Origin of the sequence: Paraburkholderia sp. CI3, assembly GCF_050436505.1 — a bacterium.
In the GTDB taxonomy this organism is placed as follows: Bacteria; Pseudomonadota; Gammaproteobacteria; order Burkholderiales; family Burkholderiaceae; genus Paraburkholderia; species Paraburkholderia tuberum.
Genome location: NZ_JBNDMI010000003.1, coordinates 468,131 through 482,495, shown reverse-complemented (window position 1 = coordinate 482,495; position 14,365 = coordinate 468,131). Strand labels below are relative to the sequence as shown.

At 63.5% G+C, this 14,365-nt stretch carries 13 protein-coding genes and 1 pseudogene; 9 read left to right on the top strand and 5 right to left on the bottom strand.

The features are described from left to right. The first annotated feature begins 4 nt into the window (after positions 1-4). Positions 5-805: a 2-dehydro-3-deoxyglucarate aldolase gene (garL, locus tag OKW29_RS11050; protein WP_429291068.1), complete on the top strand. Its 801-nt coding sequence runs from the start codon at positions 5-7 to the stop codon at positions 803-805. Continuing rightward, positions 802-1,731 carry a 2-hydroxy-3-oxopropionate reductase gene (locus tag OKW29_RS11045; RefSeq protein ID WP_260336498.1) on the top strand — a complete coding sequence of 310 codons (930 nt, stop codon included), beginning with the start codon at positions 802-804 and terminating at the stop codon, positions 1,729-1,731. The genes garL and OKW29_RS11045 overlap by 4 nt, the downstream gene beginning before the upstream one ends. 28 nt (positions 1,732-1,759) lie before the next feature. On the opposite strand, the pseudogene OKW29_RS11040 reads toward OKW29_RS11045, so the two are convergent. Beyond that, positions 1,760-1,929, bottom strand: a pseudogene (locus OKW29_RS11040) (IS5/IS1182 family transposase); the annotation flags it as partial. 290 nt (positions 1,930-2,219) lie between these two features. On the opposite strand from OKW29_RS11040, the gene OKW29_RS11035 reads away from it, so the two are divergent. Continuing rightward, positions 2,220-3,053, top strand: coding sequence for an RNase A-like domain-containing protein (locus tag OKW29_RS11035; RefSeq protein ID WP_184069197.1), 834 nt, complete (start codon positions 2,220-2,222; stop codon positions 3,051-3,053). After that, entirely contained in the window at positions 3,050-3,343 is a 294-nt protein-coding gene (locus OKW29_RS11030; protein ID WP_184067044.1) for a contact-dependent growth inhibition system immunity protein, read from the top strand. Before OKW29_RS11035 ends, OKW29_RS11030 begins: the two co-directional genes overlap by 4 nt. Before the next feature lie 138 nt (positions 3,344-3,481). Here the strand turns inward: OKW29_RS11030 and OKW29_RS11025 are convergent, their stop codons facing one another. From OKW29_RS11025 to OKW29_RS11015, 3 genes are all read right to left on the bottom strand, one after another. Continuing rightward, on the bottom strand, positions 3,482-4,780 hold the full coding sequence (locus OKW29_RS11025; RefSeq protein WP_429291067.1) for an MFS transporter: 1,299 nt from the start codon (positions 4,778-4,780) through the stop codon (positions 3,482-3,484). 45 nt (positions 4,781-4,825) lie between these two features. After that, the gene (locus tag OKW29_RS11020) at positions 4,826-5,620 is read right to left on the bottom strand and encodes an NAD-dependent epimerase/dehydratase family protein (protein WP_184067005.1); all 795 of its coding nucleotides are present in this window, start codon (positions 5,618-5,620) and stop codon (positions 4,826-4,828) included. A 358-nt stretch (positions 5,621-5,978) separates the two neighbouring features. Then, entirely contained in the window at positions 5,979-6,800 is an 822-nt protein-coding gene (locus OKW29_RS11015; protein ID WP_018420811.1) for an alpha/beta fold hydrolase, read from the bottom strand. 623 nt (positions 6,801-7,423) lie between these two features. On the opposite strand from OKW29_RS11015, the gene OKW29_RS11010 reads away from it, so the two are divergent. The 4 genes from OKW29_RS11010 (at position 7,424) to OKW29_RS10995 (ending at position 11,086) form a co-directional block, all read left to right on the top strand. Further along, positions 7,424-8,848 (top strand): cytochrome ubiquinol oxidase subunit I, encoded by a 1,425-nt coding sequence (locus OKW29_RS11010; RefSeq protein WP_429291066.1) that lies wholly within the window; start codon positions 7,424-7,426, stop codon positions 8,846-8,848. Positions 8,849-8,872: 24 nt separating this feature from the next. Further along, complete coding sequence (cydB, locus tag OKW29_RS11005; RefSeq protein WP_429291065.1) at positions 8,873-9,877, top strand: cytochrome d ubiquinol oxidase subunit II; 1,005 nt, start codon at positions 8,873-8,875, stop codon at positions 9,875-9,877. Then, on the top strand, positions 9,852-10,049 hold the full coding sequence (locus OKW29_RS11000; protein WP_184067254.1) for a hypothetical protein: 198 nt from the start codon (positions 9,852-9,854) through the stop codon (positions 10,047-10,049). The genes cydB and OKW29_RS11000 overlap by 26 nt, the downstream gene beginning before the upstream one ends. Before the next feature lie 257 nt (positions 10,050-10,306). Continuing rightward, entirely contained in the window at positions 10,307-11,086 is a 780-nt protein-coding gene (locus OKW29_RS10995) for a response regulator transcription factor (protein ID WP_184069179.1), read from the top strand. 46 nt (positions 11,087-11,132) lie between these two features. Here the strand turns inward: OKW29_RS10995 and OKW29_RS10990 are convergent, their stop codons facing one another. After that, positions 11,133-13,025 (bottom strand): ATP-binding response regulator, encoded by a 1,893-nt coding sequence (locus OKW29_RS10990; RefSeq protein WP_429291064.1) that lies wholly within the window; start codon positions 13,023-13,025, stop codon positions 11,133-11,135. 403 nt (positions 13,026-13,428) lie between these two features. On the opposite strand from OKW29_RS10990, the gene OKW29_RS10985 reads away from it, so the two are divergent. Continuing rightward, positions 13,429-14,220, top strand: coding sequence for a hypothetical protein (locus tag OKW29_RS10985; RefSeq protein WP_429291063.1), 792 nt, complete (start codon positions 13,429-13,431; stop codon positions 14,218-14,220). Positions 14,221-14,365 lie beyond the last annotated feature (145 nt).

Genomic DNA, 14,365 nt, shown 5'->3' with positions numbered 1-14,365 from the left:
CCGCATGCCCGCCGTCACGCCTTACGAATCCTTGCCCAACCGCTTCCGGCGCGCGGTGCGCGAGGGAAAAACCCAGATCGGCTGCTGGGCGTCGCTCGCCAGCCCGATCGCCACTGAACTGCTGGGCACGGTCGGCTTCGACTGGATGCTGCTGGACGCCGAACACGCGCCCAACGACGTGCTCACGCTGATCCCGCAGTTGATGGCGCTCAAGGACAGCGGCAGCGCACCGGTCGTCCGACCACCGGCCAACGACAGCGTCGTGATCAAACGTTTTCTCGACAGCGGCTTCTCGAACTTCCTCGTGCCCTTCGTCGACAGCGCCGACGACGCCGCCCGCGCGATCGCGTCGACACGCTATCCGCCGCAGGGCATTCGCGGCGTGTCGGTCGGCCATCGCGGCAATCGCTATGGCACCGTGTCCGACTACTTCGCGATCGCCAACGACAACGTCTGCGTGATTCCGCAGATCGAAAGCCGCAAGGCGGTCGAGAATATCGACAGCATCCTCGCGGTGGACGGCATCGACGCGGTCTTCATCGGTCCGTCCGACCTCGCGGCGTCGTATGGCCACCTCGGCAATGCGAGCCATCCGGACGTGCAGCAGGCGATCGCGCATGTGTTCGCGCGCGCGCAGGCGGCCGGCAAGTCGAGCGGCATTCTCGCGCCGCTGCAGGCCGACGCGGAACGATATCTGTCGATGGGCGCGCGCGTCGTCGCGGTCTGCGCGGATCTCGGGCTGCTCAAGGGCGCCGCGCAGGCGGCACAGAAACACTTCATGCAGAAACCGGCGGGCGAGGCTTGAACGCGGCCGCCACGACATCTTCGGAGCATTCCATGCAAAAAGCAGGCTTTATCGGACTCGGCATCATGGGCAAGCCCATGGCCGCCAACCTTCTGAAAAACGGCGTGTCGCTCGCCGCCTTTACGCGTAGCGGCGTGCCCGCCGAGCTCACGCAGGCCGGCGCCCTCGCATGCGACAACCCCGCCGCGGTCGCCGCCAACGCGGACGTGATCTTCATCATGGTGCCTGACACGCCGGACGTCGAACGCGTGCTGTTCGGCGAGAACGGCCTCGCGAGCGCGCTGCGCGCCGGCCAGACCGTCGTCGACATGAGCTCGATCTCGCCGATGGCGACCCGCGATTTCGCGGCGCGCGTGCGCGAATCCGGTGCCGATTATCTCGACGCGCCGGTGTCCGGTGGCGAAGTCGGCGCGAAGGCCGGCTCGCTGACCATCATGGTCGGGGGCGAACAGGCCACGTTCGACAGCGTGAAGCCCCTGTTCGACATGATGGGCAAGAACGTCACGCTGATCGGCGCGGTCGGCGCGGGCCAGGTGTGCAAGGTCGCCAACCAGGTGATCGTCGCGGCGACCATCGAGGCGGTCGGCGAAGCGCTGCTGCTCGCGTCGAAGGCGGGTGTCGATGCGGCGCGCGTGCGTGAGGCGCTGATGGGCGGCTTCGCATCGTCGCGCATTCTCGAAGTGCACGGCGAGCGCATGACCAGGCGCACGTTCGATCCGGGCTTCCGCATCGAACTGCACCAGAAGGACCTGAACCTCGCGCTGTCGACCGCGCAGGCGCTCGGCGTGTCGCTGCCGAACACCGCCACCTGCCAGGCGTTGTTCAACGCGTGCGTCGCGCACGGCGGCAAGGCGTGGGACCACTCGGCGATGGTGCGCGCGCTCGAAGTGCTCGCGAATCACGAGATCGGTCAGAAGAGCGCATAAGCGCGCTGTTGCGCGGCGCCACTTCACAGTTGCGATCGGGTTTTCCGTCTGTCCGCATGTGACCGATGGCCGGCTCGATCGCAATTCGTCGTCTGATCGGGAGCGATGCTCTTCTCGCGGTCGACCATTACGGCTTCCGCCGCGGCATCGCTCTGAATTGCCGCCTGATCCAGCGCTTCTAACCAGCGTATGACCATCAACGCGTGAGCATAGCTCGCGACCTTTCGTCTCCTCATTAACGGCCGATGCTTTCGCAATTTTATTGCGAGCTACGCGCCCCTCTTGCGGCTGTCAAAGCGTACGGCGTGGGTAGTGGCCGGGCTGCCATGGCATTCGCCCCATGCCCTTGCGCCATCCAATCCAACTAACGTCCGATCGAGCGAACCATCGGGACGCACGGGCTGGCACAAGAATCATCCTTCGCCCATTCCCTCGCTCTGCACCCGGCTGTTAGCTTGATAGCCCCAACAACGACAGAGGAGTCCGGAGTGTCATATAACCAGGATTCGGATGGCGTGCGCGTCGTACTCAGTGCGCCACAACTGGCGGCGGTGCTAACGCGCCAATCGATCAGCCAGAGCGAAATGCTTTCCAACCGGCTATGGGGCGGATTGCAACTTGTCGGCGGTCTGCTGGAAATGGTCGGGGCCGGCGCGCTGTGTGTGATGCCGGAGCCGACCATGGCAAGCAAGGCCGGATGCGTTGTGTTCGGCGTACACGGCTCGGACACAGCGGCCGCTGGCTTGCGTCAGATCTGGACGGCGCGAGATACGGCGACGCTGACCCAGCAGGGCACGACGAAACTTGCCGAGGCGATGAAGGCCAGTCCCGATATGGCGAACAATATCGGTCTGTGGCTCGATATGGTCGTGCCGTTTGGCTTCGCTAGTTCGGTCAAGGCTATACGGACTTCGCGGATCGTGATGGGCCGGATCAGACTGATGGAGCACGAAGCAAAGGACGGTAGCCGGATCGGCGGGCATACAATCGAAAAGCATGTCGGGCGGACTGAGGCGCAATTGCGCGAGCGGCTGCGCCTGGAACCAAAAAGAGAAGTAGTATCGTCGTTTCGGGATTTACCGACGGCGGAATGGGCGATCTCCAATGCCATGGAATCCAACACACTGAAAATCAGGAATTGGGCTCAATCAAATCCGAGACATGTTTTAACTCTATTCCATAACGTTGGAAAAACTGTAGGTTATGGAATTATCCGAGAAACCGGGCAAGTAAAGGGTATGAGTACGGTTCAGGTTGTCTTGAAATATGAGAAATACAATGGAATGCCATATTACATTTTGACGTCTTATCTACTGAAATGATGAACGAAGAATCATATCCCCAGTTCTATGTCCTGTTCGGGGGATATCTCAACCAAGATAGCGATCTCTGGGGTGACACTCTGGAGCAGGTTGTATCATGCTTCAAGGGAGACAGTTCTACAGAAGAAATTGCAGAGACGCTACGCGAAATAGATAAATATAAAAAAGAAGCAGGCGAAAATCTTGACCAAAAGTTTTACGAAGATTATGGATTTAATTTCCATCCGAAATTGTGGGGATACACTACCGCATCCTTCTTTGACGAATTAAAACGTCTGCTGGGCGACTAATCTGCTTGCCGGCTGCAACGCTCACGGCGCAACAGCGCCATCCTGCAAACGGCCGCAAAACCGACAAAAAAACGGCGCCCACTCATGGGCGCCGCTTCTTTCACAACATCGGCCCACTAAAGCCGACCGCACTTCGCCTTACTTCGCCGTCGCCGCACCGGCCGACGCCCACTTCGGCTCCGGCATCTTTTCCGAACTCCTGGCCATCAGGCAGACCACGACCGCGGCGATCAGATCGAACACCGCCAGCACGACGAACAGCGGGCTATAGCCGATCTGCGTGACGAGCACACCGAACAGCGCGGTGAACGCCGCGGCGCCCAGATATCCAGCCATGCCGCCCATGCCCGTCGCGGTCGCGACCTCGTGCTTGCCGAACATGTCCGAGGTGATCGCGTACAGTGCACCCGACAACGTCTGGTGCGCGAAGCCGCCGACGCACAGCAGCGCCACCGCCATGTACGGGCTCTCGACGAGACCGACGCACGCCGGCCCGACCATGAACAGCGCACCGACCACGAACACCATCTTGCGCGACGTGAACAGCGACACCTTCGCGTACTTGTGGAACAGCGGGCTCAGATAACCGCCGAGCACGCAGCCGATGTCGGCGGCGAGGAACGGCATCCACGCGAACATCGCGACTTCCTTCAGGTTCATGTGACGCTCGGTCATCATGTACAACGGAATCCACGCGTTGAACGTTTGCCAGGCCGGCTCGGACAGAATTCGCGGAATACCGATCGCCCAGAAATCGCGGCTCGCCAGCATCGCGCGCCAGTTGCGCTTCGGCGTGTTGATGTCATCGTGATGCTTCGCTTCCTGGCCGCTCAGAATGTAGTCGCGCTCCGCGTTGCCCAGCAGCTTCTGGTTGCGCGGATGCTTGTAGATGATCATCCACAGCACGCTCCATACGATACCCGCCGCGCCGACGATCACGAACGCGAGTTGCCAGCGGCCGTGAAACAGTGCCCACACGACAAGCGGCGGCGCAAGCAGCGCGCCAATCGACGAGCCAATGTTGAACCAGCCGATCGCAACCGAACGCTCTTTCGCCGGGAACCACTCGCTGGTCGCCTTCACGCCAGCCGGAATCCCGGCCGATTCGGCGAGACCCAGGATACCGCGGAACACGGCGAGGCTGCGCCAGCCCGTCGCCCATGCAGCCGCCGCGCAAGCCACCGACCACGCCAGCGCGAACACCGCGAAGCCGATCTTGGTGCCGATCGTGTCGAGCACGAAACCGGCGACCGGCTGCATGAACGCATAGCAGAGCTGCCACGCCACGACCACGTGCGAATACTGCTCGGTCGTGATGTTCAGCTCCTTCATCATCGTCGGAGCCGCAACCGACAACGTGTTACGCGCCAGGTAATTGATGATCAGGCCGGCCGCGACCAGCGCGACCATCCACCAGCGAATACCCTTGATCTTCATTGCTGCCACTCCTCGTGATGCAATGCCCGTCAAACCGAACGGGACTTAAGCCTTGCGCGAATAGTCGATGCCGACGAAGCTACCGCCCTGGTAGCGCTGGCACAGCTCATCGAGCGGATTCGGGCGCGACAGGATGTCTTGCGCGTAGTCCTCGGCGTTCTGCTTCGGCTCGTAGCCAAGGCGCGCGGCGCCGCTGTTGTCCCACCAGCTGCGCGTATTGGCCGACACGCCCCAGATGGTCAGGAAGCCGACGTCTTCCGCTTCGATGCAGCGCTCGAGGAAATGCATCAGATCCTTGTGGCCGAACCAGGTGCTCAGATGGCGCTGCTCGGTCGGACGCTCGAGGCAGCTGCCGATCCGCACGCACACGCTTTCGATGCCGTGCTTGTCCCAGTACATGCGCGCGAGCGCTTCGCCCCACACCTTCGACAGGCCGTAGAAGCCGTCCGGGCGCAGTTCGCAGTCGAGGCTCAGATGCTCGGTGACCGGGTACATGCCGATCGCGTGGTTCGAGCTCGCGAACACGATGCGCTTCACGCCGTTGCGGCGCGCGCCTTCGTAGACTTCGACGAGGCCGCGCAGGTTGTTCTCGATGATCTCGGGCAGCGGACGCTCGACGCTCGTGCCGGCGAAATGGATCAGCACGTCCACGCCGTTCAGCAGACGGTCGACCACCGCCGGATCGCGCAGGTCGCCGTTCATCACGTCTTCGCCGTCGACGAGCGGCGTCAGTACTTTGGAGCCCGCGGCCGAGCGCAACGGCACGCCACGCGCGACGAATTCAGCACGTACCACGGAGCCGAGCTGGCCGCCGGCGCCACTCAGGGCAATCTTCTTCATAGGGGTTCCTTTTACTGCGCCGCGCGCGAGGTCTTCAGAGAACAGACAGAGGATCTGAGCGGCCGGCGAATCGCGCTGCGCGCGTCGCATAACACACTCAAGTTGTACGATAACGTACTATCGACGATCGACAAGCGGATTTCAACTCCGCATTTACCCTTAAATTACTGCGCGGCGGTTTCGTACCTCGTTAAAAAACAAAGGCATAGGAACGTCGCGTTCGTGCGACATCGTATAACTAGAAGTGGATTTTTGTTCCAGGAGTGGATTTACCCGACGCCAGCGGGCGCGTGGCGTCCGACGCGAGCGGCGTCCGTATGCCGCCCGCGCCCTCAACAGATCACATCGTTACGTTCGCTCAGGCGCCGATGAATTCGAGCAGATCGGCATTGACCTTGTCGGCCTCCACCGTGCACATGCCGTGCTGGCCGCCCGGATAAACCTTCAGCGTTGCGTTCTTGACGATCTCCGCGGTGCGTCGGCCGGCTGCGTCGATCGGCACGATCTGGTCGTCGTCGCCGTGCAGCACCAGGGTCGGCACGTCGATCTTCTTCAGATCTTCGGTGTAGTCGACTTCGGAGAACTGCTCGATGCAGTCATAGAGCCCCTTGATCGAACCGGCCATGCCCTGGCGCCAGAATGAATCGATCACGCCCTGCGACACCTTCGCGCCCTCCCGGTTGTAGCCGTAGAACGGCACGGCCAGATCCTTGAAGAACTGCGAGCGATCGTCCGCGACGCCCTTGCGGATGCCGTCGAACACGTCGATCGGCAGGCCGAGCGGATTATCGGCGGTCTTCAGCATCAGCGGCGGCACCGCGCCGATCAGCACAGCCTTCGCGACGCGCCCCGTGCCATGCCGGCCGATGTAATGCGCAACTTCGCCACCGCCTGTCGAATGGCCGACCAGCGTCGCGTCCTGCAGATCGAGATGTTCGATCAGCGCGGCGAGATCGTCGGCGTAGGTGTCCATCTCGTTGCCGTCCCACGGCTGCTCCGAGCGGCCGTGACCGCGCCGGTCGTGCGCGATCACGCGAAAGCCCTTGCTGCCGAGAAACAGCATCTGCGCATCCCACGCATCGGCGGTCAGCGGCCAGCCGTGCGAAAACACGACCGGGCGGCCATGGCCCCAGTCCTTGTAGAAAATCGAGGTACCGTCTTTCGTTCTGATCGTGCTCATCTGCTGACTCCTTGTCGATGAAGTCTGCCGTCGCCGGCAGGTGGATGAAGCGGACGCTGCTCACGAAGTATGCGCGCGACGCATGACAGAACGCCGTGCGAATGCGGCAATGAGTCATGACCTATTGAGAAATTCCGCCGCGAAATAACATCAACACCAAACGAATGGCGAACGGATAATGCGCAACGAATACTGAAGAGAAAAAGCTGAAACGGCCACGCGGCAGCGTGCATCGTAGAAGTAAAAAAATCGCCTGACCAGCACGCCCACCGACGAAGTCGGTTTGGATGGATCGATTGTCGGCTGGCGACAGACACCGCCCGCGACCTTGCCGCGCGAGGCTGCGCGGAACGCATTGCTGCAGCGCGGTCGATTGACGCAGCTCACGCGACGAGGCACACACGGCCACGTATCAGCCGCCAAAAGAAACTTGATATTCAACAACGGCTTGCCTCATCGATAAGCGTATTTCGCATAAAACAAGGCGGTTTTTTGACGCACGTCGCATCGCAGCACTTTTTGTTTCGATCCCCTACTCTTGCGCCATCTGCCCAGCGCAGTGCGCACCGACATCGGTCGACGCGCGTAAGTCCGCTCACGCGGCCATCACGCACAACAGGATCATGAACTCCGCACTATCGGCATTCGATCTCGCGCGCATTCAATTCGCGTTCACCGTTTCTTTTCACATCGTTTTCCCCGCGCTCAGCATCGGTCTCGCCAGTTTCATCGCCGTTCTCGAATGGCGTTGGCTGAAAACCGGCAAGGCCTACTACAAAGATCTTTGTCTGTTCTGGTCGAAGATCTTCGCGGTGGCCTTCGGCATGGGCGTCGTCTCCGGCGTCGTGATGAGCTATCAGTTCGGCACCAACTGGTCGGGCTTCTCGAGTTTCGCCGGGCCGATCACCGGTCCGCTGCTGATGTACGAGGTAATGACCGCATTCTTTCTCGAAGCGGGCTTCCTCGGCATCATGCTGTTCGGCTGGCAGCGCGTGAGTCCGCGGGCGCACTTCGGCGCAACGCTGATGGTCGCGATCGGCACGCTGATCTCGACCTTCTGGATTCTCGCGTCCAATAGCTGGATGCAGACCCCGCAGGGCTTCGAGGTCGTCGACGGTCATGTCGTGCCGCTCGACTGGTTCAAGATCATCTTCAATCCGTCGTTCCCCTACCGGCTCGCGCATATGGCGCTCGCGGCGTTCATCGTCGCGGGGCTGGTGGTCGCGGCGGTCGGCGCGTGGCATCTGCTGCGCGGCCGGCGCGATCCCGCCGTCAAGAAGATGTTCTCGATGGCGCTGTGGCTGCTGTTGATCCTCACGCCGATCCAGGCATTCGTCGGCGATCAGCACGGCCTCAATACGCGCAAGTATCAGCCGGCGAAGATCGCGGCGATCGAAGGCTTGTGGGATACCGAAAAAGGCGGCACCGCGCTGAACCTGTTCGGCATCCCCGACATGAAGGCGGAGACCACGCGCTACGCGGTGTCGGTGCCGCACCTCGGCAGCCTGATCCTCACGCATAGCTGGGACGGCGAAATCCGCGGCCTGAAGGAATTTCCGCCTCAGGACCGGCCGGATTCGACCGTCGTGTTCTGGAGCTTCCGCATCATGGCCGGCCTCGGCGTGCTGATGATCGCGATGTCGATCGCGGCCTGGGTGCTGCGCCGGCGCGGGCGCCTGTTCGAAGCGAAGTGGTTCCAGCGGCTGTGCGTCGCGATGGGGCCGAGCGGCTTCATCACGCTGCTGGCCGGCTGGGTCACGACCGAAGCGGGCCGCCAGCCGTGGGTCGTGTACGGCGTGATGCGCACGTCGCAGGCGGTGTCGCCGCTGACCACGCAGCAGGTCGGTCTGTCGCTGATGACGTTCGTGGCCGTCTACTTCCTCGTGTTCGGCACCGGTATCTACTACATGCTGAAGCTGATGCGCTCCGGTCCCGCGCTGCCTGGCGGCAAGTCGCACGACGTGCCCCACGGCCTGCCGCAGCCGACGCCCGCGCAGACCGCGCGCCGCCCGCTGTCCGCCGCCGATCAGATGATCGACGCCGTCTAACCTACGCTTCGAGAGAAAGAAAAAATGGACGTAACCGTCGTATGGGCCGCGATCATCGCGCTGGGCCTTTTCATGTACGTCGTGCTGGACGGCTTCGACCTCGGCATCGGCATCGTCTTTCCGTTCTTCCCCGACGAAAAGGAACGCGACCTGATGATGAACACGGTCGCGCCAGTGTGGGACGGCAACGAAACCTGGCTCGTGCTCGGCGGCGCCGCGCTGTTCGCGGTGTTTCCGGTCGTCTACTCGACCGTGCTGTCGGCGCTCTATCTGCCGCTCGTGTTCATGCTCGTGTGCCTGATCTTTCGCGGCGTGTCGTTCGAGATCCGCGCGAAGTCGCGGCGCACGAAGCATCTGTGGGACCTCGCATTCATCGGCGGCTCGGCCGGCGCGGCGTTCTTCCAGGGCATCGTGCTCGGCGCGTTCCTGCAAGGCATTCCGGTCGCCGATGGCGCCTACGCCGGCAACGCGTTCGACTGGCTTACGCCGTTCAGCCTGCTGACGGGCCTCGGACTCGTCGCGACCTACGCGCTGCTCGGCTGCTGCTGGCTCATCGCGAAGACCGAGGGCGATCTGCAGCGACGGCTGCATCGCGTGGTCTGGCCGCTGACGCTGGTGCTGCTCGGCTTCATCGCGCTCGTGAGCCTGTGGACACCGCTGATGGATGCGGGCATCGCGCAACGCTGGTTCCATGACGGGATCTTCTACCGTCTGCTACCGGTGCCGTTCCTCGTCGCGATCTGCGCGTTCTTCATGCATCGCGCGGTGCGCGCGCGCCATCACAACACGCCGTTCGCGCTCGCGTTGGCGCTCGTGCTGCTCGGCTATCTCGGGCTGCTCGTGAGTCTGTGGCCGTATGCGATTCCGTCGAGCATCACGCTATGGGAAGCCGCCGCGCCACGCTCGAGCCAGACGTTCACGCTGGCCGGCGCGGCGGTGATCCTGCCGATCATCGTCGCCTATACGACGATGGGTTACTGGGTCTTTCGAGGCAAGGTGCGTCATGGCGACCAACATCACTATCACTGAAACGCGGGGTGCCAGTGCGTCGGCTCCCACCGCCACTGCCGCAACGCCCAGCCGCAAACTGCCGGGCTGGCTCTGGTTCATCGCGCTATGGTGTTTCGGCGTGACCGCGGCGATGTCGCTCGGCTTCGCCTTCAAGCTTCTGATGAATGCGACGCTGTTCGCGGTCAGATAGCGGCGCGCGAACCCGTGTCGATCCGGCGGGCATAACCTTCCGGATCGTGGCGCGTCAGCGCTTCAAAAACGGGGCGCGCGGCTCGTCTACGTAGCAAGCCGGAACCTATGCGCGGGAGACCTGCCTTAACATCACGAAGCGCATCGAACGATGCCGGCAGCCGGCCACGCGCGTCGCAGCGCAACTGCGCAGCCTGCAACTGCGGCATGCGCAACGGCGGCAGCCCTCAACGGACAGGCTCGACTCGCGGAGACATCATGAAGTTTCTTGTAGCCGACGACCATGAACTGATCCGGCAAGGCGTCAAAGGCATGCTGCGCGGCTTCGATCCCGACGCCCAGTTCGACGAAGCCGACAGCTGGGAAACCCTTGCGACCGCCGCGCGCCCCGACGCGAATCACGATCTGGCGATCGTCGATCTGCATATGCCGGGCATGAGCGGCGCGACGTCGCTCGAAACGCTGCTGAAGGCGAATCCGGCGCTGCCGGTGGTGGTGCTGTCCGCCGAGGAATCGCCCGACGAGATGCGCGCGGTGCTCGCGGCCGGCGCGCTCGGCTTCGTCCCCAAGCGCCAACCCGCCAGCGTGATGCTGAAGGCGATCGAGCTGGTGCTGTCCGGCGGTGCCTATGTGCCGATGGAGGCGCTGAGTCTGCTCGGCTCGCGCGAGACGCGGGCGGCCGGCTGCGCGGGCACCGATGCGGATGGATCGGCACGTGTGCCGGCCCCGGGCGCCGCCGCGCAAGCCGTCCGCGGGCCGGGCCCCGGCACCGTCCCGCAGCTCGAACCGGTCACGCAGGTACCGTCGCTGCAGCCGCATCAGCAGCATCTGCTGGAGAACCTGTCACCACGTCAGCAGGACATCATGCGGCTCGTGCATCGCGGCTGGACCAACAAGATGATCGCGCGCGATCTCGGCGTCGCCGAAGGCACGGTGAAGGTGCATCTGTCGGTGATCTTTCGGGCGCTCGGTGTGCATAACCGCTCGACGGCGATCGCCGTAATCAATGGATGGCTGGAGGCCGGGAAGACGTTGTAGCGCTTTGTGCTGCGCCGCAAGCCCAACCCGTCTTGGTTTCCCGCCTCTAAGGCTGCGTTTCGCTTTGCGCCCCTGAGCCCGCTTCGGCTTGCGGCGAGCCGGCCGCGGCGGGCGATGGCGGTGGGTCGTCCGGCGCTCCGCCCCCGAACACCACCGCACCCGCCGGCCGCCCCTGATCGAGCTCCGCCTGCTGCCACAGCATTTCCAGCGTGCGCCGCAACCGCGCCGGCGTCACCGGCTTGTGCAGCACTGGAATCCCCTGCAACGCGAGCGCCGTCAGTTCCGCCGACGCCATATCGCCGGTGATCAGCAGCGTCACCACATTGCCGTGCCCCTCCCGCGCAAGCACGCCCCGTATCGCGCTCAGCGCCTGCGCGCCGGTGCGGTGATTGGCGAGCTGGTAGTCGCACAGCACCGCGTCGGGCACGAAGCCGTCCGCGAGCGCGGCGAGCGCGCCGGCTTCGTCGCGCGCGCCGCGCACGTCGCAGCCCCAGCGCTCGAGCAGACTCGCGAGGCCTTCGAGTATCGACGGCTCGTCGTCGATGCACAGCACGCGCCGCCCCTGCGCTGCCGGGCCGCCCGCGACCGAATCGTTCAGACTCGCGACGATGCCGCTCGCGTCACCCGCCTGCACCGCAAAGCGGAACACCGAGCCGCGCCCCGGCGCCGAGCGCAGCTGCAACTCGCCGCCGAGCAGGCCGACGAGCCGCCTGACGGTCGGCAGCCCGAGCCCATGCCCCTGACGCGCGTCGCGCTGCGGATTCTCGACCTGGTAAAACTCCTCGAAAATCCGCTCGTGCTCTTGCGGCGCCATGCCGACGCCCGAATCGCGCACCTCGATATAGCCGCCCTTCTGTCGCCCCGCGCGCCGCAAGCCGAGCCAGATCGCGCCTTGCTCCGTATAACGCACCGCGTTCGACAGCAGATTGCTCAACACGCGTTCGAGCAGCACCGGATCGTCGTAGACGACCATCGTCGTAGGCGCGATGCGCAGCGCGAGCCCCTTCGCCGCGGCCTGCGGACGATACTGGCTACCGACCCGTTCGAACAGCTCGGAGAGCCGGAAGTGCAACCGGATCACCTGGGTCACGCCGCTTTCGAGCCGCGCGAGATCGAGCACCTGGTTGAACAGCTGATTGAGCGCCTCGACGTTGTAGACGATGTGCCCGGCCGTCTTCGCGTGCTGCGCGGGCGTCGCCACCGGATCGTTCAGAGATGCCGCAAGCAGGCCGATCGCATGAAGCGGCTGACGCAGATCGTGGCTTGCCGCCGCGAAAAAGCGCGTCTTCGCGAGGCTCGCTTCTTCGGCGACGCGCTTTTGCGCGGCCAGCGATTCCGCAAGGTATTGCTGATCGACACGCGCCTGCACGACCTGGCGAAACAGCTTGCGATAGCTCATCGCGTAGACGTTGATCGCGCAGAAGAAGAACGCGAGCACGATCGCGAGAATCGTGCGATCGAACGTATGCGAGCCGAAATGCAGCACGATCGACGGCAGCAGCAGAAACGGAATCGAGGTCGAAAAATTGAGGAGATCGAACCCATTCGACATGAACACGCCGGCCGCGAGCGTCACCAGCATCACGGTATGCAATAACGGCAGATCGGTTTGCGGACTCTGGAACGCGAACCACACCGCGAAGCCCGGCCCGCTATAGAGGAGCACACCGCGCAGCGCGTGCAGATAGATCCAGTCGCGCGGCGAGACGAGCTGCGGATAACGGCGATTGCAAATCCACAGCGCCAGGCCCGCGCAATTGGCGAGCGCATAAAAAACGAAGCACGCGATAAACAGCGGCGGGGCCGGCACATGCGGCCAGTAGATCGCCACCAGCACCGCGATCGAAAACCAGTGCGAAAAGAACGCGATCGGATCCTGCGCGTAGAGCACGCGCACGAGGTCTTCGTCGATGGCACGCTGGATCGGGTCGGCCCGCATGGGGCGGTCTCCTCTGTCGATCGGCGTGAGCGCGTTAGCGCTTACGCCGATCCCACGCAGCTTTATCGCGCGGGCATGGCAACTTCGTTGAGACGAAACACTGACGAAGCGGCGGCGCTCCGGCGCTTCGTGGCAATCGCGGGTCGAACCGGGCGACGGAACGCGCCGCCCGCGCGGTCTATTCTACGGCGAATGCCCGCTCCTCAAATGAATCGTCAGCAATCCATCAGAAGGTTTACCCGGCAGTTTACCCATCGGCTAACACTTAATCCATATAGGCGAAGGCCTTGCCGCGAACCATACTGCATTCACGTTTCAGCGCGGCATTTCAGCCACCTTCCCTCGACTCGCGGCCCACGCGCCGCGGCTCGCCGCGCTCCCTGCCGACCGACGGAGGTTTTCCATGGGCGCAGTCCCGAGCTACGAGTTCGCCCGCCAACTCGACGACGCGATCCTCCCCGATCTGTGGCGCAGGCGCACCCGGCTCTCAGCGGACGAAATGGTGTCGATGGTCGAACTGGTCAAGCGCGCGTTGCGGACCTACCACCCGCTCGAATTGCAGGCGCTCGGCGAGGACAAGGAAGAACTGGTCGCTCAGTTCATCTACGCGAAGGTGTTGCGCCTCGCGCCCGGCCACACCGAAACGAACGCGCGCGCCGACAGCGCACCGTCCAACAGCTACGCGGTATGCGCGTATTTCCGCCGCTATCTGATCGACTGCCTGCGCAGCGCGTGCCATCAGCGCAATGTGTCGATGGAGACCGAGGGCGTCGCGCAGGAAATCGATCTGCACGCGCACGCGCTCGAAGACCCGGTGGAAAGCGTGCTGCTGCAATACGGCCTCGACGAACAGCGCGTGCGGCGCGCGGCGCGCGAGTTCATCGAAGGGCTCGACGAACCCGAGCGGATCGTGCTGGCCGGTAGCCTCGGCTGGTGCTCCGAAGGCAAAGGCGGGCTTTCGGCGGTCGCGGCTCAGCATCGGGTGCCCTCTTATCACTATCGCGCCGTCAAACTCGGCGTCACCATGAAAAAGACGGCCGGCGCCGAGGAATTTTCCAACACCAAGCTCGGCCGCTGGCTCACCGACGCGCTCGGCATCGAGATCGACGTCGACAATCGCGCGGCGATTCTGGTTGCGCTGAATCTGCTCGCGGCGGAATCGAGCGATAGCGAATTCAATGAAGTGGCCGCGTAATAGTTCGGATAACCAACAGGCCACATAAGAAGCGCGATAAGTGCGCATGCCCGTACGGCCGGGTACACCCGGCAACGGCCGGCCGGTCGTGCCGCCCTGAACGTCGCACGCTACGACTTCGGCGCGCCCTCCACGGCGCGCTTTT